This is a genomic window from Helicobacter pylori (assembly GCF_009689985.1).
Classification (GTDB): domain Bacteria; phylum Campylobacterota; class Campylobacteria; order Campylobacterales; family Helicobacteraceae; genus Helicobacter; species Helicobacter pylori_CG.
Genome location: NZ_QBAW01000001.1, coordinates 129,014 through 150,887, shown reverse-complemented (window position 1 = coordinate 150,887; position 21,874 = coordinate 129,014). Strand labels below are relative to the sequence as shown.

General features: G+C 39.7%; 17 protein-coding genes and 1 pseudogene. 16 read left to right on the top strand and 2 right to left on the bottom strand.

The features are described 5' to 3' along the window. Positions 1-5: 5 nt before the first annotated feature. The gene (locus tag DBU79_RS00690; RefSeq protein WP_154411233.1) at positions 6-1,853 is read left to right on the top strand and encodes a peptidoglycan D,D-transpeptidase FtsI family protein; all 1,848 of its coding nucleotides are present in this window, start codon (positions 6-8) and stop codon (positions 1,851-1,853) included. 327 nt (positions 1,854-2,180) lie between these two features. Continuing rightward, positions 2,181-2,246 (top strand): annotated as a pseudogene (locus DBU79_RS08105) (AAA family ATPase); the annotation flags it as partial. Between the two features lie 54 nt (positions 2,247-2,300). On the opposite strand, the gene tsf reads toward DBU79_RS08105, so the two are convergent. Further along, entirely contained in the window at positions 2,301-3,368 is a 1,068-nt protein-coding gene (tsf, locus tag DBU79_RS00685) for a translation elongation factor Ts (protein WP_154411232.1), read from the bottom strand. Then, complete coding sequence (gene rpsB / locus DBU79_RS00680; RefSeq protein WP_001860660.1) at positions 3,368-4,162, bottom strand: 30S ribosomal protein S2; 795 nt, start codon at positions 4,160-4,162, stop codon at positions 3,368-3,370. Before rpsB ends, tsf begins: the two co-directional genes overlap by 1 nt. 250 nt (positions 4,163-4,412) lie before the next feature. Between rpsB and DBU79_RS00675 the strand changes: the two genes are divergently transcribed. The 14 genes from DBU79_RS00675 (at position 4,413) to petA (ending at position 21,872) form a co-directional block, all read left to right on the top strand. Next, positions 4,413-7,262 carry a RecB-like helicase gene (locus tag DBU79_RS00675; RefSeq protein WP_154411231.1) on the top strand — a complete coding sequence of 950 codons (2,850 nt, stop codon included), beginning with the start codon at positions 4,413-4,415 and terminating at the stop codon, positions 7,260-7,262. A 23-nt stretch (positions 7,263-7,285) separates the two neighbouring features. Next, positions 7,286-8,602 (top strand): sodium/proton antiporter NhaA, encoded by a 1,317-nt coding sequence (gene nhaA, locus DBU79_RS00670; RefSeq protein WP_154411230.1) that lies wholly within the window; start codon positions 7,286-7,288, stop codon positions 8,600-8,602. Between the two features lie 47 nt (positions 8,603-8,649). Beyond that, positions 8,650-9,033, top strand: coding sequence for a preprotein translocase subunit YajC (gene yajC / locus DBU79_RS00665; protein WP_154411229.1), 384 nt, complete (start codon positions 8,650-8,652; stop codon positions 9,031-9,033). Continuing rightward, positions 9,030-10,607, top strand: a complete 1,578-nt coding sequence (gene secD, locus DBU79_RS00660) for a protein translocase subunit SecD (RefSeq protein WP_154411228.1) — start codon at positions 9,030-9,032, stop codon at positions 10,605-10,607. The genes yajC and secD overlap by 4 nt, the downstream gene beginning before the upstream one ends. A gap of 8 nt (positions 10,608-10,615) precedes the next feature. After that, complete coding sequence (secF, locus tag DBU79_RS00655; protein WP_154411227.1) at positions 10,616-11,587, top strand: protein translocase subunit SecF; 972 nt, start codon at positions 10,616-10,618, stop codon at positions 11,585-11,587. 9 nt (positions 11,588-11,596) lie between these two features. Next, on the top strand, positions 11,597-11,935 hold the full coding sequence (locus tag DBU79_RS00650; protein WP_000383774.1) for a DUF6394 family protein: 339 nt from the start codon (positions 11,597-11,599) through the stop codon (positions 11,933-11,935). A 10-nt stretch (positions 11,936-11,945) separates the two neighbouring features. Beyond that, on the top strand, positions 11,946-14,366 hold the full coding sequence (gene leuS / locus DBU79_RS00645; RefSeq protein ID WP_154411226.1) for a leucine--tRNA ligase: 2,421 nt from the start codon (positions 11,946-11,948) through the stop codon (positions 14,364-14,366). Then, positions 14,329-14,874: an LPS assembly lipoprotein LptE gene (gene lptE / locus DBU79_RS00640; RefSeq protein WP_154411225.1), complete on the top strand. Its 546-nt coding sequence runs from the start codon at positions 14,329-14,331 to the stop codon at positions 14,872-14,874. The genes leuS and lptE overlap by 38 nt, the downstream gene beginning before the upstream one ends. Next, the gene (locus tag DBU79_RS00635; RefSeq protein WP_154411224.1) at positions 14,864-16,039 is read left to right on the top strand and encodes a bifunctional folylpolyglutamate synthase/dihydrofolate synthase; all 1,176 of its coding nucleotides are present in this window, start codon (positions 14,864-14,866) and stop codon (positions 16,037-16,039) included. Before lptE ends, DBU79_RS00635 begins: the two co-directional genes overlap by 11 nt. Further along, on the top strand, positions 16,039-16,965 hold the full coding sequence (gene csd2, locus DBU79_RS00630) for a M23B family cell shape-determining DD-metalloendopeptidase Csd2 (RefSeq protein ID WP_154411223.1): 927 nt from the start codon (positions 16,039-16,041) through the stop codon (positions 16,963-16,965). The genes DBU79_RS00635 and csd2 overlap by 1 nt, the downstream gene beginning before the upstream one ends. An 8-nt stretch (positions 16,966-16,973) precedes the next feature. Further along, positions 16,974-17,912: a peptidoglycan DD-metalloendopeptidase Csd1 gene (gene csd1, locus DBU79_RS00625; RefSeq protein WP_154411222.1), complete on the top strand. Its 939-nt coding sequence runs from the start codon at positions 16,974-16,976 to the stop codon at positions 17,910-17,912. Then, positions 17,831-18,241 (top strand): bactofilin family protein, encoded by a 411-nt coding sequence (locus tag DBU79_RS00620; RefSeq protein WP_015645666.1) that lies wholly within the window; start codon positions 17,831-17,833, stop codon positions 18,239-18,241. The genes csd1 and DBU79_RS00620 overlap by 82 nt, the downstream gene beginning before the upstream one ends. Before the next feature lie 3 nt (positions 18,242-18,244). Then, on the top strand, positions 18,245-21,244 hold the full coding sequence (mfd, locus tag DBU79_RS00615) for a transcription-repair coupling factor (protein WP_154411221.1): 3,000 nt from the start codon (positions 18,245-18,247) through the stop codon (positions 21,242-21,244). Between the two features lie 124 nt (positions 21,245-21,368). Then, positions 21,369-21,872, top strand: coding sequence for a ubiquinol-cytochrome c reductase iron-sulfur subunit (gene petA, locus DBU79_RS00610; RefSeq protein ID WP_154411220.1), 504 nt, complete (start codon positions 21,369-21,371; stop codon positions 21,870-21,872). Positions 21,873-21,874 lie beyond the last annotated feature (2 nt).

Here is a 21,874-nt window from a genome sequence, read left to right as displayed (position 1 = left end):
CGTTCATGGATAATAAAAACATTGATCCCAACTTCAACCCAGAGCAATTTTTAGAAACCCAAAAATACAAGGGCATGGTTACGGCTTTAATCTTTTTATTGCTTTTTTTTATTTTTTTAATGGTGGCTTTTAAAAAAGCTTTTTTTGCCCAAGCCAACATGCCCACTCTAGTGATGAGCAAACAAGACACTGCGACTAGGGGGACTATCTATAGTCAAGACAACTACAGCCTGGCCGCTTCGCAAACCCTTTTCAAACTGGGCTTTGATACAAGGTTTTTAAACCCGGATAAAGAAGATTTTTTCATTGATTTCCTTTCTATTTATAGCAATATCCCTAAAAAGTCCTTAAAAGACGCCATCAATACGAAAGGCTATATCATTCTAGCCTATGATCTCACGCCCAATATGGCCGCTAATATTAGGGACTTGAATAAGAAATTTTTAGCCTTTGGGGTTTTTCAAAATTTCAAAGACGCGCACGATAAAGTGTGGCAAAAACAAGGGCTAAACATTGAAGTGAGCGGCGTTTCCAGGCATTACCCTTATCAAAATAGCCTAGAGCCAATCATTGGCTATGTGCAAAAACAAGAAGAAGACAAACTCACTTTAACTACCGGTAAAAAAGGCGTTGAAAAATCTCAAGATCACTTGCTTAAAGCCCAACAAAATGGCATAAGAACAGGCAAAAGGGATGTGAGTTTTAACTTTATCCAAAACCACTCTTACACAGAGGTTGAACGCCTTGATGGCTATGAGGTGTATTTGAGCATTCCTTTAAAACTCCAAAGAGAAATTGAAACCCTATTAGATAAAACTAAAGACAAACTCAGGGCTAAAGAAATCCTAGTGGGTATCATTAACCCTAAAAGCGGGGAAATCTTATCGCTAGCTTCAAGCAAGCGCTTCAATCCTAACGCCATTAAAACCAGCGATTATGAAAGCTTGAATTTGAGCGTTGCCGAAAAGGTTTTTGAGCCAGGCAGCACGATTAAACCCATTGTTTATTCCTTGCTGTTAGACAAGAATCTAATCAACCCTAAAGAACGCATTGATTTAAACCATGGCTATTACCAACTAGGAAAATACACCATTAAAGACGACTTTATCCCCAGTAAAAAAGCCGTTGTGGAAGACATTTTGATCCAATCTAGCAATGTGGGCATGATAAAAATCAGTAAAAATCTCAACCCAGAGGATTTCTATAACGGGCTTTTAGGCTACGGGTTTTCTCAAAAAACCGGCATTGACTTATCCTTAGAGGCCACAGGAAAGATCCCTCCTTTGTCCGCTTTCAAGCGTGAAGTGTTAAAGGGCAGCGTCTCTTATGGCTATGGGTTGAACGCGACTTTCTTACAGCTTTTAAGGGCTTATGCGGTGTTTTCTAATGAAGGCAAATTGACTACCCCTTATTTAGTGCAACGAGAAACCGCCCCTAATGGCGATATTTACATCCCTAGCCCCAAACCCACTTTTCAAGTCATTAGCCCCAAAAGCGCTAGAAAAATGAAAGAAACCTTAATCAAAGTGGTGCGTTATGGCACCGGTAAAAACGCTCAATTTGAAGGGCTATACATAGGGGGCAAAACCGGCACGGCTAGGGTTGCTAAAAACGGGAGTTATAGTGCGGAGTCCTACAACAGCTCTTTTTTTGGGTTCGCTGAAGATGAAAGGCAGGTTTTTACTATCGGCGTGGTTATCTTAGGCTCGCATGGCAAGGAAGAATATTACGCTAGCAAGATTGCAGCCCCTATTTTTAAAGAAATCACCGAAATTTTAGTGCGTTACAATTATCTATCGCCCTCTATTGCGATTCAAAACGCATTGGAGAAAAACCGCTTTAAAATAAAATAAAAGGCTCTTTTTAACCCAAACTCCAAAAAAGGAGTCTTAAGTTGCCGGCTCTGCGATTTGGGGCCAAATTTAGAGGACAGATTAGAAAAAATCTGTTTGAGTTAGGTTGAACCCAATTAAATAAAATGAGACTTGCATGATTCCTAGAAAGACAATCAAAACTAACCCTTAAATCAAAAAAGAATGCAGATTAGCTTGCTATTATAATTTAAACGCAAGGTTTACAACAGGTGAGCGTTCAAAATTTAATCAAAATAATGTAAAATTAGAGCGACTGTACCAATGTCTAGTGGCATCAATTCAAGCTAACTAAAAGGCGAAATTCAAATGATTAAAAGCGTAGAGATTGAAAATTACAAAAATTTTAAGCACCTTAAAATGGAAAATTTTAAATAAAGAAAGTTGAAAAGTTAGAAGAAACAACCTTAAAGGTTGTTTTCTAAAATCTCACTTCATTTGCAAAGCCACTTCTTCAGCGAAATTCTCCGTCTTTTTCTCAATGCCTTCGCCCAATTCAAAACGCGCATACTCAGTGATTTTTAAATCATCATCCCACTCTTTGGAACAATCAGCGATGACTTGAGCGATAGTTTTTTTATCGTCCATGACATAGAATTGCCCTAAAAGGGTTAGGCGTTGATCAATAAGGGTGTTATCAGCGATGAATCTTTCCATTTTTCCTGGAACGATTTTATCCCAGATTTTTTCAGGCTTGCCCTGCTCTTTTAGTTCGTTTTCAAAAGCCTTTTTTTGATGGGCTAAAACTTCATCGCTCAATTCAATGCGACTCCCAAAAGTAGGAATGTTTTTTAAAGGTTTGCCCAAGCGTTTAGCCTCTTCATTGTCTTTTTCAATTTCAGCGATCAAGGCTAAAGTTTCTTTTTTGACAAAATCAAGGCTAAAGTCTTTGCTGTCTAATACTTGAGGTTTCATCGCTGCGGCATGCATGGCGATGTTTCGGGCCAATTCCACCACTTTTGGAGCGTTTTTCTCATTATCGTATTTTATGGTGATTAACACGCCCACCCTGGCGTTAGAATGCACATAGCCATTGATGATGTGAAAGCTAGGGGCTTTTAAATGAGCGATTTTTCTCACTAAAATGTTTTCACCAATCACAGCGATTTGAGAGTGCAAATATTCTTCAAAAGGCTTGTTGTCTAATGGGCTTTTAAGCAGTTCTTCTGTGGTGTGAATATTGTGGGCTTTGATCGTTTCTAAAGTTTTTTTCACCAATTCCTTAAAGCCCTCATTTTTAGCCACAAAATCCGTTTCGCTATTGATTTCTACCATTATCGCGCTTTTAAAATCGGGTGCTACTTCTAAAGCGACTACGCCCTCAGCAGCGATCCTATCGGCCTTTTTAGCGGCTTTACTCAAGCCTTTTTCGCGCAAGAAATCAATAGCCTTTTGCAAATCCCCAGCCACTTCTACAAGGGCTTTTTTGCAATCCATCATGCCCGCATCGGTTAAATCCCTTAATTTTTTGACTAATTGAGCACTAATTCCTGACATTATTCGTCTCCTTGAGTGATTTCTTTTTGGATTTCAGCGAGCATTTCTTCTTTTTCTTCATTGCTCACATACTCTATTTCTTCGCTATTTTCATCTGCATGGACGATTTCTTCTTGCATGAGTTCTCGCCCCTCTAAAATCGCTTCGCTCATTTCTTTACAAAATAGCCTGATAGAGCGGATCGCATCGTCATTTCCAGGAATGGGGTAATCCACTAAATCAGGATCGCAGTTAGTGTCTAAGGGAGCCACGATAGGGATATGGAGTTTTCTGGCTTCAGCGACAGCGATTTTTTCTTTAGCCACATCAATCACAAAAATCATATCAGGGATTTTTTTCATGTGGCGCACCCCGCCAAGATACTTATCCAGCTTTTCTTTTTTCCTTAAGATCATGAGCTTTTCTTTTTTAGTCAATAAATCAATTTGACCGCTATTTTCCATTTCTTCAATGATTTCTAATTTCCTCACTGATTTTCTGATGGTGCTAAAATTAGTCAGCATGCCACCAAGCCAGCGGTAATTGACATAAGGGACTTGAATGCTTTCAGCAAATTCTTTCAAAGTTTCATTGGCTTGTTTTTTAGTGCCTACAAACATGATGCTTTTGCCTTGAGCACTCGCATCGCGCACGATGTTATAAGTGTATCTAAAATAGCGCAAAGTTTTTTGCAAATCAATAATATGGATATTTTTCCTAACGCCAAAAATGAATTTCTTGGTTTTAGGGTTCCAACGCCTTGTTTGGTGTCCAAAATGCACACCGCATTCTAATAAATCTTTCATGGTTACCATGAGAATATTCTCCTTAAAGTTATTTTGGTTCTCTTCCTCCATGCTCATTTGATTCTTAAATTTCTTAAGAACACCTAAATACAAGGATTAGCATGTGTGAATTTGACGCTGTCTTTGCCTTTGATTCCTATAAAATGATAGAAAAACGACAAAACCCCATGATTATAGCAAAAGATTAGGGTTTTTTAGCTTAAGTAAAAAAGGCTTTTAGGTTATAATAAAGGCAAAATAGAATTTTAGGATAGATCTAATGGATACAAAAAGACAATGCATGGCTTTAAAGGCTTCAGCAGGAAGTGGGAAGACTTTCGCTTTGAGCGTGCGGTTTTTAGCCCTATTGTTTAAGGGGGCTAATCCTAGCGAGATTTTAACGCTCACTTTCACTAAAAAAGCCACCGCCGAAATGAAAGAGCGCATTTTAGACTATTTAAAAATCTTGCAAAAAGAAAACCTTGAAGATGAAAAAGAAAAAGAAAAATCCCAAAATATCCTAAAAGAATTAGAAGAAAAATACCGCTTAAACCCTAGTTTTGTGCAAAATAGCGCTCAAGAAATCTACCAACGCTTTTTAAACGCCGAAATCAGAATCAGCACCATTGATGCGTTTTTCCAAAGCATTTTAAGGAAATTTTGCTGGTTTGTGGGGTTGAGCGCGAATTTTGAAGTCAATGAAGACACAAAAGCGCACCAACAACAGCTTAATGCGAGTTTTTTGAGTGCTTTAAATAGTAAACAGCTTGAGGAATTGAGCGTTTTTATCGCTCAATGCTTAAGTCATGATAGTTACACAAGCGATTCTGTTTTAGAGCGGTTGCGTTTTTTAAAAAACAAGCTTTATTTATTTGATCCCAATAAGAAAGATCCTGTATTTAATGAAGAGGGTTTTTTAGAAAAACTAAGAAGCTTAAACCAACAAATTCAAAACATAGAAACAGCGTCAAATGAGGCTAAAAAAGCCATTAAATGCGATGATTTTAGGGGGTTTTTAAACAGCTCTTTAACCTGGCTTGAAAAAAAGAGCGAATACCGCTATTTCAAAAAATTCAAAGATGAAATCCCCACTTTAGAGAGCGAATGCGAAGAGATTGAAAACGATCTAAAACGCTATTATGAAGCCAGAGAAAGCGCATTGTTTAAAAAATTCCCTAAATTCATCCAGCTTTATGATAAAGCCACTTCTAAAATCCAAGCCCTGGATTTTGATGCAATTAAAGATAAAGTCCATGCCTTATTGAATGGTTATGAAGAGATGCCAGCGGAGTTTTTTTATTTCAGATTGGACAGCAAAATCGCGCACATTTTGATTGATGAATTTCAAGACACGAGCTTGAACGATTATAAGATTTTAGCCCCTTTTATTGATGAGATTAAGGCCGGGATAGGGCAAGCTAAATGGCACAGGAGCGTGTTTTTTGTGGGTGATGTCAAGCAGAGTATTTATGGTTTTAGGGGGAGTTTTAGCTCCTTGTTTGAAAGCGTTTCTAAGGATTTTTACCACGATAATTTGGAATTCAACCACCGCAGTTCGCCTTTGATCATTAATTATGTGAATACCATTTTTAAAAAGGCTTATCAAAATTCCCCCACCGCTTATTTGGAGCAAAAATACCCTAAAGCTTCTAGTAATAATCATGCTAGAGACGGCTATGTTAAAGTCTCTTTAGTGGCTGATGAAAGAGAATTGTTATTAAAACAAATCTTACAAGAAGCTAAAAACCTTTTAGAGCATCGCATTGATCCTAAAGACATTACCCTTTTATGCGCCACTAATGACGACGCTTTAGAAATCAAAAATTATTTGCAAAAGAATTTGAGCGCGATTAACCCAAGCACGGAATCTAGTGCTAAATTGTCTCAATTTGTGGAATCTAAAATCATTAAGAACGCTTTAGAATACGCTCTAGCTGAAGAACCTTACAAGCCCTTTTATAAGCACAGCGTTTTAAAACTCGCTGGATACTTGCATGATGATGCCATCGCTTTAGCTGGTTTTAACCCCAAAAAAGAGAGCGTGGCAGGCTTTGTGTGGAAGGTGATGGAATTGTTTGAGCTTTATGGAGAGTGCGCGCAAATCTGCTTGGAGTTAGCGGTTGGATGCGAAGATGCGAATGAATTTTTAGAAAAATTAGAGGCTAAAGAGATCGCTTCTTTCAAAGCAGAAGGCGCACAGATTATGACTATCCATAAATCTAAAGGCATGCAATTCCCTTATGTGATCGTGTGCGAACGCTTGGGCAAGCCTAAAACGAATAACTCCAATCAATTCCTTGAAGAATATAGCGGCACAGAGCTTATTCGCCTTTATTACAGAATGAAAAATCGTGAGGTGGTGGATAAAGATTACGCTAGGGCTTTAGATAAAGAAGAAGCGGCTAAAGATCATGAAGAAACCAATGTGTATTATGTCGCATTCACTAGGGCTGAGTTAGGGCTGATTGTCGTGGCTAAAGACAAAAACCAAAAAAAAGACAAAAAAGAAAGCAAAAACAAAGGAATGCGCGAAAAATTGGATCTTGCGCCTTTAGAAGAAGGAGAAATCGCGCCGGTTATTTCTTCTCAAAAAGAGCCTTCAAGCGCGAGCGTTGTGATCAAACCCCATGCCTATGGCGAGCAAGTCCAAGAGATAGAAGAAGAGCCTAGCGATTATGAAAAGAATAACGACCAAGAAGCGATCAATTTTGGTATCGCCTTGCACAAGGGATTAGAATACCAATACGCTTATCGCATTCCTAAAAAAAGCGTTTTAGAATATTTAAACTACCATCATGGTTTTTATGGTTTGGATTATCAAGCGTTAGAAGAAAGTTTGGAGCTTTTTGAAAACGATGCCAAGATACAAGCTCTTTTTAAAAATTTGGCCTTAAGGGGTGAAGTGGCTTTTTTATTCCAAGGGGTTGTGTCTAGGATTGATGTTTTATTGTGGGATAAGGGGCAAAATTTGTATGTTTTAGATTATAAAAGCTCTCAAAATTACCAGCAAAGCCATAAGACACAAGTTTCTCATTACGCTGCGTTTTTGCAAACTCAAGCCCCCCATTTTAAGATACAAGCGGGCATTATTTACGCTCATAAAAGACTGCTTGAAAAATTATGGGTTTGAAATTAAAAATTTTAAGGTTGTCTATGAAACTCAAAAAAACAGAAAACGCGATCAGCTTAACGCTTAAAAACTTTATTAAAAGCGAGTCTTTTGGAGGGATTTTCCTCTTTTTAAACGCTGTTTTAGCGATGGTGGTGGCTAATTCGTTTTTAAAAGAAAGTTATTTTGCGCTATGGCACACCCCTTTTGGGTTTCAAATAGGGGATTTTTTCATCGGCTTTAGTTTGCATCACTGGATTGATGATGTTTTAATGGCGTTATTCTTTTTGATGATAGGATTAGAGATCAAGCGAGAATTGTTGTTTGGGGAGCTATCCAGTTTCAAAAAAGCTTCTTTTCCTGTGATTGCGGCCATAGGGGGCATGATAGCCCCAGGATTGATTTATTTTTTTCTTAACGCTGACACGCCTTCCCAGCATGGTTTTGGGATCCCTATGGCGACAGATATTGCGTTCGCTTTGGGCGTGATCATGCTTTTAGGCAAGAGGGTGCCAACCGCTTTAAAGGTTTTTTTAATCACTCTAGCGGTGGCTGATGACTTGGGGGCTATTGTGGTGATCGCGCTTTTTTATACCACGAATTTAAAATTCGCATGGCTTTTAGGGGCTTTGGGGGTGGTTCTTGTTTTAGCTGTATTAAACCGCCTGAATATGCGCTCGCTTATCCCTTACTTGCTTTTAGGGGTGTTGCTTTGGTTTTGCGTGCATGAGAGCGGTATCCATGCGACGATTGCTGCAGTGATTTTAGCTTTTATGATACCGGTGAAGATCCCTAAAGATTCTAAAAATGTAGAGCTTTTAGAACTGGGTAAGCGATACGCAGAAACGAGTTCAGGAGCGCTTTTAACCAAAGAACAGCAAGAGATCTTGCATTCCATTGAAGAAAAAGCGAGCGCTTTACAAAGCCCCTTAGAAAGATTGGAGCATTTTTTAGCCCCCATTAGCGGGTATTTCATCATGCCCTTGTTTGCGTTTGCAAACGCAGGGGTGAGCGTTGATTCTAGCATCAATTTAGAAGTGGATAAGGTGCTTTTAGGGGTTATTTTAGGGCTTTGTTTGGGCAAGCCTTTAGGGATTTTCTTAATCACTTTTATAAGCGAAAAGCTTAAAATCACCGCGCGCCCTAAAGGCATCAGCTGGTGGCATATTTTAGGGGCTGGGCTTTTAGCAGGGATTGGCTTTACTATGTCTATGTTTATTTCTAATTTGGCTTTCACGAGCGAGCATAAGGACGCTATGGAAGTGGCAAAAATTGCGATTTTACTAGGATCTTTGATTTCTGGGATCATAGGGGCTTTGTATTTATTTTTATTAAACCAAAGAGCGGCTTTAAAGAAATAGTTAAAAATGCTATAATTTGAGATTAAAACATCTTTTAAGGGAATTAAATGGGACAAATTAAAGACATTCTAACGACGCTTTTACCCCTTCTGGTGTTGTTTCTTATTTTTTATTTTTTGATTGTTCGCCCGCAACGCCAGCAACAAAAAAAGCACAAAGAAATGATAGAGGGCTTGACTAAGGGCGATAAAGTTGTCACTCAAGGCGGGTTGATCGTTGAGGTACTTAAAGCGGAAGCGAATTTTTTTAGCGTAAAACTCAACGATGACACCACCGCTAAACTTTCTAAAAACTATATAGCGTTCAAATTAGACGAATTGGATCAATTTGGTTTGGCAGAGCCTATAGTCATTCAGCAAGGCAGAGAAGAAATTTCGGCAAGATTATCCGGTGCTAAGACTTTGAAACAACGCCAAATAACAACTAAATGAAACTTTTTAACCCTCGTTTAATCGTTTTTATCTTTGCACTTCTTTTAGGGGTAGGGTTTTCTGTGCCTTCTTTACTAGAAACTAAAGGCCCTAAAATCACTTTAGGGTTGGATTTAAGGGGGGGGTTAAACATGCTTTTAGGGGTGCAAACCGATGAGGCTTTAAAAAACAAGTATTTAAGCCTAGCGTCCGCTTTAGAATACAACGCTAAAAAGCAAAATATCTTGCTTAAAGACATTAAATCCAATTTAGAAGGGATCAGTTTTGAGCTTTTAGATGAAGATGAAGCGAAAAAATTAGACGCACTTTTATTGGAATTGCAAGGCCATAGCCAGTTTGAAATCAAAAAAGAAGCGGAGTTTTATAGCGTGAAGCTCACCCCTTTAGAGCAAGAAGAATTGCGTAAAAACACGATTTTGCAAGTGATAGGGATCATTCGTAACCGCTTGGATCAATTTGGTTTGGCTGAGCCTGTAGTCATCCAGCAAGGTAAAGAAGAAATTTCAGTGCAATTGCCCGGCATTAAGACTTTAGAAGAAGAGCGGCGCGCTAAAGACTTGATTTCTAAATCCGCTCATTTGCAGATGATGGCAGTGGATGAAGAGCACAATAAAGATGCGATGAAAATGACGGATTTAGAGGCTCAAAAATTAGGCAGCGTGTTATTGTCTGATGTGGAAATGGGGGGTAAAATCTTACTCAAAGCGATCCCCATTTTAGATGGCGAAATGCTTACAGATGCGAAAGTGGTGTATGATCAAAACAACCAGCCGGTGGTGAGCTTCACGCTGGATGCGCAAGGGGCTAAGATTTTTGGGGATTTCTCAGGCGCGAATGTGGGCAAACGCATGGCGATTGTTTTAGACAATAAGGTTTATTCAGCCCCGGTGATCAGGGAGCGTATTGGCGGAGGGAGCGGGCAAATTAGCGGGAATTTTAGCGTGGCTCAAGCGAGCGATTTAGCGATCGCTTTAAGGAGTGGGGCGATGAGCGCACCCATTCAGGTTTTAGAAAAAAGGATTATAGGCCCGAGTTTAGGGAAAGACAGCATTAAAACTTCCATTATCGCTCTCATTGGGGGCTTTATTTTGGTTATGGGCTTTATGGTGCTTTATTATTCTATGGCGGGAGTGATCGCTTGCATGGCGTTAGTGGTCAATCTTTTTTTGATCGTGGCGGTCATGGCAATTTTTGGAGCGACGCTGACTTTACCGGGAATGGCAGGGATTGTTTTAACCGTGGGGATTGCCGTGGATGCTAATATCATTATCAACGAACGCATTAGAGAAGTCTTAAGAGAGAATGAGGGCATCGCTAAAGCGATCCATTTAGGCTATATCAATGCGAGTCGGGCGATTTTTGATTCCAATATCACTTCCTTGATCGCTTCGGTGTTATTATACGCTTATGGCACAGGAGCGATTAAAGGCTTTGCTCTCACCACAGGTATTGGGATTTTAGCCTCTATTATCACCGCTATTATAGGCACGCAAGGGATTTATCAAGCCCTTTTACCTAAACTCACCCAAACAAAAAGCCTTTACTTTTGGTTTGGCGTGAATAAAAGAGCTTAGGAGGTTTTATGGAATTATTCAAGCAAACTAGAATCTTAAGCTTCATGCATTATTCCAATTATGGGGTGATCGTTTCAGCGATCTTGGTGCTTCTAGCGTTAGGGCTTTTGTTTTTCAAAGGGTTTTCTTTAGGGATTGATTTTGCAGGGGGGAGTTTGGTGCAGGTGCGTTACACTCAAAACGCCCCCATTAAAGAAGTGCGCGATCTGTTTGAAAAAGAAGCTCGCTTTAAAGGCGTGCAAGTGAGCGAATTTGGCTCTAAAGAAGAAATTCTAATCAAATTCCCTTTTGTAGAAACGGCTGAAAATGAAGATTTGAACGCTATCGTGGCTAACATTCTAAAACCCAGCGGCGATTTTGAAATCCGTAAATTTGACACCGTGGGTCCTAGAGTGGGGAGCGAATTGAAAGAAAAGGGCATTTTGTCGCTGATTTTAGCTTTGATGGCGATCATGGTCTATGTGAGTTTCCGCTATGAATGGCGTTTCGCTTTAGCGAGCGTTATTGCGCTTATGCATGATGTGATTTTAGTGGCAAGCTCGGTGATTGTTTTTAAGATTGATATGAATTTAGAAGTGATTGCGGCCTTGCTCACTTTGATCGGGTATTCCATTAATGATACGATCATTATTTTTGACAGGATCAGAGAAGAAATGCTTTCTCAAAAAACCAAAAATGCCATTCAAGCCATTGATGAAGCCATTTCCAGCACGCTCACGCGCACGCTTCTAACTTCTTTAACCGTGTTTTTTGTGGTGTTGATTTTGTGCGTGTTTGGGAGTAAGATCATTATTGGCTTTTCATTGCCCATGTTAATAGGCACGATTGTAGGGACTTATAGTTCTATTTTCATCGCCCCTAAAGTAGCGTTATTGTTGGGCTTTGATATGCATAAATATTATGAGAATGAGGCTAGAAAAATCAAAAAAGCTCAAGAGAAAGAAAAAATGCGCCGTCTGTATGAAAGCGGTCGGGTTTAAGGAGTTTCTATGGATTGGGGTCGGGTCGTTCATGTGCTGTTCAGCCTTATTTCTTTAACCACCATTGCAGGGTTTTTGTATGAGCCTAACACGGTGGTGTTGTTTGTAGCGTTAGCTTTAAATCTTATTTCTGTTACGCTCAAAATTGGGGTGTGTAAGCGTTTCGCTTCAGAGCTGTTGGCCAGCTCTTTAGCTACCGTGTTGCACCTCATACCGGCATTTGTGTTTTTACAGATTTTAAACAATCTGGTTACAGCTTACATGCTCATGATTGGGGCGTTGATTAGTAACGCTTTCAGCCTCATCTTTTTGTTGATTGAAAGCGTTGTAACGAGCGAAACGGATTAAGGGGTAATTGATGGATTTTATCAATATAGAAAAAAAATGGCAAGAATTTTGGTGGAAAAATAAGAGTTTTGAGCCTAAAGACGATTTTAACCTCCCTAAAAAATACATTTTAAGCATGCTGCCTTATCCTAGTGGGGAAATCCACATGGGGCATGTGCGCAATTACACCATTGGCGATGCGTTGGCGCGTTATTATCGTTTGCACCATTACAATGTGTTGCACCCTATGGGGTTTGATTCTTTTGGGATGCCTGCAGAAAATGCGGCCATTAAGCATGGTATCCACCCTAAAACCTGGACTTATGAAAACATTGAAGCCATGCAAAAAGAGTTTGAAGCTTTAGGGTTTTCTTTTTCTAAAAACAGGGAATTTGCCACTTCAGATCCGGATTACACGAAATTTGAACAGCAATTTTTCATTGACTTGTGGGAAAAGGGGCTGATTTATCGCAAGAAAGCCATGCTCAATTGGTGCCCTAACGATAAAACCGTTTTAGCTAATGAGCAAGTCATTGATGGGAGGTGTTGGCGTTGCGATACAGAAGTTGTTCAAAAAGAGCTCTATCAATATTATTTGAAGATCACAAACTACGCTGAAGAATTGCTAAAAGACTTAGAAACTTTAGAAAATCATTGGCCTTCTCAAGTCCTAACCATGCAAAAAAACTGGATAGGGAAATCTAGCGGGTTGCAGTTTGGTTTTAAAATCGCTGATGAGTGCTTGAAAGTTTGCAATAACATTCAAGAAATTGAAGTTTTTACCACAAGAGCGGATACTATTTATGGTGTAACTTACATCGCCATCGCCCCAGAACACCCTTTAGTAGAGCATGCCATTAAACAAGTGAGCCAAGAAGATTCAAAGATGATTAAAGCGATTTTAAACACGACTCAAAGAGAAAGAGCCTTAGAGAAAAAAGGGGCGTTTTTAGGCATTTATGCTATCCACCCTTTAACGAAGCAAAAAATCCCTGTTTGGGTGGCTAATTTCGCTCTAGCTAATTATGGTTCTGGGGCGTTAATGGGCGTGCCAGCCTGCGATGAAAGGGATTTTGAATTCGCCAATCTTTATCATATCCCTATTAAAGTGATCACTCAAAGTTCTCAAAGTTTGCCCCACACTAAAGAAGAGGTTTTAAAAAATAGCGGGGAGTGGAGCGATCTTTCTAGCTCAGTGGCCAGAGAGCAAATCATCGCTTATTTTGAAAAAGAAAACCTCGGTAAAAGGGCGATCAACTACCGCTTGCAAGATTGGGGGGTGAGCCGTCAAAGGTATTGGGGAGCGCCCATTCCTATGATTCATTGCAAACATTGCGGGATTGTGCCTGAAACCCAACTGCCGGTAACTTTACCTGAAGATATTGTGATTGATGGGGAGGGCAATCCGTTAGAAAAGCATGCGAGTTGGAAATTCGCTCAATGCCCCAAATGCTACAAAGACGCTTTAAGAGAAACAGACACCATGGACACTTTCATTCAGTCTAGTTGGTATTTCTTGCGCTACACCACACCCAAAAACCAGCGTGAAAATCAAGCGTTTGATCAAAATTACTTGAAGTATTTCATGCCGGTGGACACTTATATTGGCGGCATTGAACATGCGATTTTGCACTTGTTATACGCGCGCTTTTTCACTAAGGCTTTAAGGGATTTGGGCTATCTTAATTTAAATGAGCCTTTCAAACAGCTTATCACTCAAGGCATGGTCTTAAAAGATGGCGCTAAGATGAGCAAATCTAAAGGCAATGTCGTTAGCCCTAAAGAGATACTTAAAAAATACGGGGCTGATGCTGCAAGGCTTTTTATCCTTTTTGCTGCCCCACCGGCTAAAGAATTGGAATGGAATGACAGCGCTTTAGAGGGCGCACACCGGTTTATCAAGCGCTTATACGATAAAGCGAACGCCATTACCCCTACCACTTCTAAGCCTGAATTTAAAGAAGTCAGCCTGAATGAAGCGGAAAAATTAGCTCGTAAAAAAGTCTATGAAGCGTTAAAAAAATCGCATGAAATTTTCAATAAGGCTGAAAGCGCTTACTCGTTTAACACTTTGATCGCAAGTTGCATGGAGGCTTTAAACGCTTTGAGTGCGCAAAATAATGAGCGGATTTTATGCGAGGGTTATTTTGTATTGTTGCAAATTTTAGAGCCTATTATCCCGCACACGGCATGGGAGTTGAGTGAAAGGCTTTTTAAAAGAGCGAATTTTAAGCCTATAGCGATCGATGAAAGCGCTTTAGTGGAAGACTTTATGACTTTAGGGCTTACCATTAATGGCAAAAGGCGTGCGGAATTGAAAGTCAATATTAATGCTGATAAAGAAGAAATTATTATTTTGGCTAAAAAAGAATTAGAGAAATATTTAAAAAATGCGAGCGTTAAAAAAGAAATTTATGTGCCTAATAAGCTTGTTAATTTTGTTATCGCATGAGAGCTTTATTTTTTTTATTTTGCTGCTTTTGTTCAAGGGCTGTGGGTATAAGCCCATCGCCGCTTACGCTCAAAACGCTTTAGGCGATAGCATATACGTGAAACTCATTGTGAATTTGCCTAACCCTGAAAACTCTGTAGAGTTTAAGGATTTGATGAATCGTTTAGTCGTGCAACGCTTCCAAAGCCGCTTAGCGAGTGAAAAGGATGCGGATTCTATCATTATTATAGAAATCACGAATGTAACCGATACGAGTATCACGCAAAATAAAGAAGGCTTTACGACTTTCTATCGCGCAACCGTGTCTGTGAATTATACCTACGATAATAAGAGAGGCGTTAGAAAGACTTTTCAAGATAGCGGGTATTATAATTACGCTGTGAATTTGCAAGACCCCCTTAATACCTACCAGAACCGCTATTACGCTATCAATCAGGCTGTGGAACAAACTTTGACTAAATTTGTGGCTCAAATCGCTTATGAGGGGAAATTCAATAATGAAAAATAGCCCTTTGAATGGATTAAAGGCGTTTTTAGAAACAAAGCCTAAAGAATACCACAAGTTTGACCCTAGCCGTTTCATTCAAATTTATAAGGATTTTAAAAACGCTTTTTTTGAGATTCAAGCGAAGGTCATTCACATTGTAGGGACTAATGGTAAGGGCAGCACAGGGCGGTTTTTAACCCTTTTATTAGCCGATCAAAATTTTAAGGTGTTGCATTTCACCTCCCCTCATGTTTTTGAATTTAGGGAGCGCTTTTTTTTGAATGGTTCTATTGTTGAAGAAAGCGTTTTAGAAAACGCCCACCAGCAATTGCAACCACACGCTTTCAGCAGCGCTTGCTCGTATTTTGAATACGCTACCTTACTAGCCGTCATGCTCGCTAAAGATTGCGATTATTTGGTTTTAGAAGCGGGGCTTGGGGGGGAGTTTGACAGCACGAACGCTTTAGAAAAAACCCTAAGCGTTTTCACCCCCATTGATTACGATCATAAGGAATTTTTAGGGGATAGTTTAGAAAGCATTGCGACTACTAAATTAAAAGCGATGGGTTCTCTTAATATCATCGCTCCCCAACAAGAACTGGTTTTAAATGTGGCTCAAAAAATCGCCAAAGAAAAACACGCGCAATTGATTGTGGTTCAAAATGAGATTTCAAAAGGAGTCAAGGATTATATTGAACGCTACCATTTAGCCCATTTTTTAGCGATGAATTTAGAAGTGACTCTAAAAGCGTTTGAAACGCTAGTGCCATGCAATAAACAAGAAGTTTTAAAAAACCTAAAACCCCTGAATTTGATCGGCCGTTGCGAGCTTTTAAGTCCTAATATCTTAATAGATGTGGGGCATAACCCCCATAGCGCCAAAGCCTTAAAAGAAGAAATCAAGCGCGTTTTTAACGCTCCAATCGTTTTGATTTATAATTGCTACCAAGATAAAGACGCTTTTTTGGTGCTAGAAATTTTAAAGCCTGTGGTTAAAAAGGTTTTGATTTTAGAATTGCATAATGAAAGAATTATCCAATTAGAAAAACTTAAAGGGATTTTAGAAACTTTAGGGTTAGAACACGCTTTGTTTGAAGAACTGAAAGAAAATGAAAATTATTTGGTGTATGGCTCATTTCTGGTAGCCAACGCTTTTTATGAACGCTATCCAAAGAAGAGGGATTGATGCCACAAAACCAGCTTGTGATCACCATCATTGATGAATCAGGCTCTAAACAGCTCAAATTTTCTAAAAATTTAAAACGCAACCTCATCATTTCTGTTATCATTTTTTTGTTGATCGTGGGGCTTGGCGTAGGGTTTTTAAAATTTTTAATCGCTAAAATGGATACGATGACAAGCGAGAGGAATGCGGTTTTAAGGGATTTTAGGGATTTGTATCAAAAAAATTACACTTTGACAAAAGAGATTAAAGACAAGCGAGAAGAGCTCTTTGTTGTGGGGCAAAAGATTCGCACGATAGAATCCTTGATTGAAGTCAAAAGAGGGGCTAATGGGGGCGTGCATCTTTATGATGAAGTGGATTTAGAAAATTTGAATCTGGCTCAAAAACATTTAGCGCTCATGCTCATTCCTAATGGCATGCCCCTAAAAACTTATAGCGCGATCAAACCCACCAAAGAAAGGAACCACCCCATTAAAAAAATTAAGGGCGTTGAATCCGGGATTGATTTTATCGCGCCATTAAACACGCCTGTTTATGCGAGCGCTGATGGGATTGTGGATTTTGTGAAGACCAATTCTAATGTGGGGTATGGGAACTTGGTACGCATTGAACATGCGTTTGGTTTTAGCTCCATTTACACGCATTTAGATCATGTCAATGTGCAGCCTAAAAGCTTTATCCAAAAAGGGCAGTTGATTGGGTATAGCGGGAAGAGCGGTAATAGCGGCGGCGAAAAATTGCATTATGAAGTGCGCTTTTTGGGTAAAATTTTAGACGCGCAAAAATTTCTAGCATGGGATTTAGATCATTTTCAAAGCGCTTTAGAAGAAAATAAATTTATTGAATGGAAGAATTTGTTTTGGGTTTTAGAAGACATTGTCCAGCTCCAAGAGCATGTGGATAAAGACGCGCTAATAAGCCAGTAAGGATTTTAGTGTTTTTAGACAGGCGTTTGATTGTGATGGTTACGGACTCTAAAGGGAGCCGTTATATTAATGTTCATATACTATTTCGTCAAATTGGCTTGTATGCGCTTTTGAGCGTTGTGGGATCTTTATTGTTTTTAGGCATTTCGTTACTGGTTTTAAATAAAGAAATTAAAAACATTGAAAAGCAGCATGCTTTAATCACTAAAGAATTTGAGAAAAAAAGAGAGACTAATGAAAAGCTTTCCTTGCAAATGGATGAATTTTTAGACGATTTGCAACTTTCAGGGGAACGCATCAACGATTTAGAAGAAGTGGTGGGAGTGAATAGGCCTGAAGAAGAAAAAGAAGAGGGTAATTTTTCCAGCCGCTTGGATGTCGCTGGGATTACCGGGCTTCAAAAAAGCTTTATCATGCGCCTTATCCCCAATGACTACCCGCTAGAATCCTATCGGCGCGTTTCAGCCGCCTTTAATAAAAGAATCCACCCTATTTTGCATGTGTTGCACAACCATACCGGGCTTGATTTAAGCACCGCTATTAACACCCCTGTGTATGCGAGCGCGAGCGGGGTAGTGGGGTTAGCGAGCAAGGGGTGGAATGGGGGGTATGGGAATTTGATTAAAGTTTTCCACCCTTTTGGTTTTAAAACCTACTACGCCCATTTGAATAAAATCATCGTAAAAACGGGCGAATTTGTCAAAAAAGGGCAGTTGATTGGGTATAGTGGCAGTACAGGGATGAGCACAGGGCCGCATTTGCATTATGAAGTGCGGTTTTTAAATCAGCCCATAAACCCCATGAGTTTCACCAAATGGAACATGAAAGATTTTGAAGAAGTTTTCAATAAAGAAAGGAGCATCAGATGGCAATCTTTGATAACAATAATAAATCAGCTAATGCAAAAACAGGACCAGCGACTATCATCGCTCAAGGCACAAAAATAAAGGGGGAGCTTCATTTGGATTGCCATTTGCACATAGATGGCGAATTAGAAGGGGTGGTGCATTCTAAAAGCACGGTGGTAATCGGGCAAACCGGCTCGGTAGTGGGTGAGATTTTCGCTAATAAATTAGTGGTCAATGGCAAGTTCACTGGCACGGTGGAAGCGGAAGTGGTAGAAATCATGCCTTTAGGACGCCTTGATGGTAAAATCTCTAGCCAAGAGCTTGTGGTGGAAAGAAAGGGGATTTTGATTGGGGAAACGCGCCCTAAAAACCTTCAAGGGGGGGCGTTGTTGATCAATGAGCAAGAAAAGAAAATTGAAAATAAATAGGGAATGATCCAATCTAGCCTTTATGGAGCCTTAAACAAAGGCTTTGATTATCAAATACTCGCTTGTAAGGATTTTAAAGAGTCCGAGCTCGCTAAAGAAGTCATAAGCTATTTTAAGCCAAATATTAAAGCCATTCTTTTCCCGGAGTTTAGGGCTAAAAAAAACGACGATTTGCGTTCGTTTTTTGAAGAATTTTTACAGCTTTTAGGGGGTTTAAGGGAGTTTTATCAAGCCTTAGAAAACAAGCAAGAAGTTATCATTATTGCCCCTATTAGCGCGTTATTGCACCATTTGCCTAAAAAAGAACTTTTAGAAAGCTTTAAAATCACTCTTTTAGAAAAATATAACCTTAAGGATTTAAAAGACAAACTCTTTTATTATGGCTATGAAATTTTAGACTTAGTGGAAGTGGAGGGCGAAGCGAGCTTTAGGGGGGATATTGTGGATATTTATGTACCCAATTCTAAAGCGTATCGCTTGAGTTTTTTTGACACGGAGTGTGAGAGCATTAAGGAATTGGATCCCACCACTCAAATGAGCCTCAAAGAAGATTTGTTAGAAATTGAAATCCCTCCCACGCTTTTTAGTTTGGACGAACCATCTTATAAGGATCTGAAAACAAAAGTGGAACAAAGCCCCTTAAATAGCTTTTCTAAAGATTTAACCAGTTTTGGTTTGTGGTTTTTAGGAGAAAAAGCGCAAGACTTGCTAAGCGTTTATAAAAGCACCATAAGTCCTAGAGCTTTAGAAGAAATTCAAGAATTAGCGAGTTTAAACGAATTGGATTGCGAGCGTTTCAAATTTTTAAAAGTTTTAGAAAATGCGCAAGGCTATGAAGATTTAGAAATCCATGCGCATGCCCTAGAAGGCTTTATCGCTTTGCATTCAAATCATAAAATCACGCTCCTAGCCCCCAATAAAACGATTTTAGACAACGCGGTAAGCGCGCTTGAAAAAAGTAGCATGGAATGCGTCATCGCCCCCTTTGTGTTAAATTTTAAAACCCCTGATGGGATTTTTATCTCGCTCAATTCTTTTGAAAGGAAGAAAAAACGCCAAAAATCCAAGCTCGCTTTGAATGAATTGAATGCGGGCGAATGGGTGGTGCATGATGATTATGGGGTGGGCGTGTTTTCTCAATTAGTCCAGCACAGCGTTTTAGGGAGCAAGAGGGATTTTTTAGAAATCGCTTATTTGGGCGAAGACAAACTGCTGTTACCGGTAGAAAACTTGCATCTCATCGCTCGCTATGTGGCGCAAAGCGATAGCGTACCGGTTAAAGACCGGCTAGGGAAAGGGAGCTTTCTCAAATTAAAAGCTAAAGTCAGGACTAAGCTTTTAGAGATTGCAAGCAAGATCATTGAATTAGCGGCTGAACGCAATTTGATCTTGGGTAAAAAGATGGATGTGCATTTAGCGGAGTTGGAAGTCTTTAAATCGCATGCGGGGTTTGAATACACAAGCGATCAAGAAAAAGCCATCGCTGAAATTTCAAAGGATTTAAGCTCTAAGAGAGTGATGGACAGATTGTTGAGTGGGGATGTGGGTTTTGGGAAAACAGAAGTGGCGATGCATGCGATTTTTTGCGCGTTTTTGAACGGCTTTCAAAGCGCTCTAGTCGTGCCTACTACTTTATTAGCGCACCAGCATTTTGAGACTTTAAGGGCGCGTTTTGAAAATTTTGGCGTTAAAGTGGCTCGTTTGGATCGGTATGCGAGCGAAAAAAACAAGCTTTTAAAGGCGGTGGAATTAGGGCAAGTTGATGCGCTAATAGGCACGCATGCGATTTTAGGCGCGAAATTTAAAAACTTGGGCTTAGTGGTGGTGGATGAAGAGCATAAATTTGGCGTGAAACAAAAAGAAGCTTTAAAAGAATTGAGCAAAAGCGTGCATTTTTTAAGCATGTCCGCCACGCCTATCCCGCGCACTCTAAACATGGCGCTCTCTCAAATTAAAGGCATTAGCTCTTTAAAAACCCCGCCCACAGACAGAAAGCCCAGCCGCACTTTTTTGAAAGAAAAGAATGATGAACTCTTAAAAGAGATCATTCATAGAGAATTACGCCGTAACGGGCAAATTTTTTACATCCATAACCACATCGCTAGCATTTCAAAAGTCAAAACCAAGCTAGAAGAGTTAATCCCTAAACTCAAAATCGCTATTTTGCATTCCCAGATTAACGCTAACGAGAGCGAAGAAATCATGCTAGAGTTTGCTAAGGGGAACTATCAGGTTTTATTATGTACTTCTATTGTGGAATCAGGAATCCATTTGCCTAACGCTAACACGATTATTATAGATAATGCACAAAATTTCGGGCTGGCTGATTTGCACCAATTAAGAGGGCGTGTTGGGAGAGGCAAAAAAGAAGGCTTTTGTTATTTCCTCATAGAAGATCAAAAAAGTTTGAATGAACAGGCTTTAAAACGCTTGCTCGCTTTAGAAAAAAATTCGTATTTAGGCAGTGGGGAGAGTATCGCCTATCATGATTTAGAAATCAGGGGGGGCGGGAATTTGCTCGGGCAAGATCAGAGCGGGCATATTAAAAACATTGGTTATGCGCTCTATACACGCATGCTTGAAGACGCGATTTATGAATTGAGTGGGGGGAAGAAAAGGCTTGAAAAAAGCGTAGAAATCCAACTTGGCGTGAGCGCTTTTTTAAACCCTGAACTCATTGCAAGCGATAGTTTGAGATTGGATTTGTATCGCCGTTTGAGTTTGTGTGAAAATGTAGATGAGGTGGGGCAAATCCATGAAGAAATAGAAGACAGGTTTGGTAAAATAGACGATTTGAGCGCTCAATTTTTGCAAATCATTACGCTTAAAATCTTAGCCAACCAGCTTGGCATCATTAAACTTTCTAATTTCAATCAAAACATCACCCTTACTTATAACGATGAACATAAAGAAAGCTTAAAAGCCCCAAGCAAAGACGATAACGATATTTTAGAAACCCTTTTGAAACATTTGCGCGCTCAAATTTCTTTAAAGCGGCGTTAAAAGCGTTTGATTTTAGCCTCAATTTGTTATTTTAAAAAGATTATTAAGAGAGTTTGTTGTAAAATAGGGATTTGCTATGCCTTTAGTCGTTAAAAGGTAATTATCATTAAGGAGTTTTTTAATCATGGCAGATATTCAAAGGCGTGATTTTTTAGGAATGAGCCTTGCTAGCGTTACAGCTATGGGGGCGATAGCGAGTTTGGTAGCGATGAAAAAGACTTGGGATCCGCTTCCAAGCGTTGTTTCAGCCGGTTTTACAACCATAGATGTGGCGAACATGCAAGAAGGGCAGTTTTCCACGGTGGAATGGCGTGGGAAACCGGTCTATATCCTCAAGCGTTCTAAAAAAGAGGGCTTTAATGAAAAGCGCGATTTTGAAATTGGCGAGAGCGTTTTTACCACAGCCATTCAAATTTGCACGCATTTAGGGTGTATCCCCACTTATCAAGATGAAGAAAAAGGCTTTTTATGCCCATGCCATGGGGGGCGTTTCACTGCTGATGGCGTGAATATTGCCGGCACCCCCCCTCCACGCCCTTTTGATATCCCGCCTTTTAAAATTGAAGGCACTAAAATCACTTTTGGTGAAGCCGGGGCTGAATACAAGAAAATGATGGCTAAAGCGTAAGG

What these genes read in the sequence shown, in the direction of transcription:
- DBU79_RS00690 (WP_154411233.1), top strand. Translation starts at nt 6, where the DNA reads ATGGATAATAAAAACATTGATCCCAACTTCAACCCAGAGCAATTTTTA.
- tsf (WP_154411232.1), bottom strand. Translation starts at nt 3,368, where the DNA reads ATGTCAGGAATTAGTGCTCAATTAGTCAAAAAATTAAGGGATTTAACC.
- rpsB (WP_001860660.1), bottom strand. Translation starts at nt 4,162, where the DNA reads ATGGTAACCATGAAAGATTTATTAGAATGCGGTGTGCATTTTGGACAC.
- DBU79_RS00675 (WP_154411231.1), top strand. Translation starts at nt 4,413, where the DNA reads ATGGATACAAAAAGACAATGCATGGCTTTAAAGGCTTCAGCAGGAAGT.
- nhaA (WP_154411230.1), top strand. Translation starts at nt 7,286, where the DNA reads ATGAAACTCAAAAAAACAGAAAACGCGATCAGCTTAACGCTTAAAAAC.
- yajC (WP_154411229.1), top strand. Translation starts at nt 8,650, where the DNA reads ATGGGACAAATTAAAGACATTCTAACGACGCTTTTACCCCTTCTGGTG.
- secD (WP_154411228.1), top strand. Translation starts at nt 9,030, where the DNA reads ATGAAACTTTTTAACCCTCGTTTAATCGTTTTTATCTTTGCACTTCTT.
- secF (WP_154411227.1), top strand. Translation starts at nt 10,616, where the DNA reads ATGGAATTATTCAAGCAAACTAGAATCTTAAGCTTCATGCATTATTCC.
- DBU79_RS00650 (WP_000383774.1), top strand. Translation starts at nt 11,597, where the DNA reads ATGGATTGGGGTCGGGTCGTTCATGTGCTGTTCAGCCTTATTTCTTTA.
- leuS (WP_154411226.1), top strand. Translation starts at nt 11,946, where the DNA reads ATGGATTTTATCAATATAGAAAAAAAATGGCAAGAATTTTGGTGGAAA.
- lptE (WP_154411225.1), top strand. Translation starts at nt 14,329, where the DNA reads ATGTGCCTAATAAGCTTGTTAATTTTGTTATCGCATGAGAGCTTTATT.
- DBU79_RS00635 (WP_154411224.1), top strand. Translation starts at nt 14,864, where the DNA reads ATGAAAAATAGCCCTTTGAATGGATTAAAGGCGTTTTTAGAAACAAAG.
- csd2 (WP_154411223.1), top strand. Translation starts at nt 16,039, where the DNA reads ATGCCACAAAACCAGCTTGTGATCACCATCATTGATGAATCAGGCTCT.
- DBU79_RS00620 (WP_015645666.1), top strand. Translation starts at nt 17,831, where the DNA reads ATGGCAATCTTTGATAACAATAATAAATCAGCTAATGCAAAAACAGGA.
- mfd (WP_154411221.1), top strand. Translation starts at nt 18,245, where the DNA reads ATGATCCAATCTAGCCTTTATGGAGCCTTAAACAAAGGCTTTGATTAT.
- petA (WP_154411220.1), top strand. Translation starts at nt 21,369, where the DNA reads ATGGCAGATATTCAAAGGCGTGATTTTTTAGGAATGAGCCTTGCTAGC.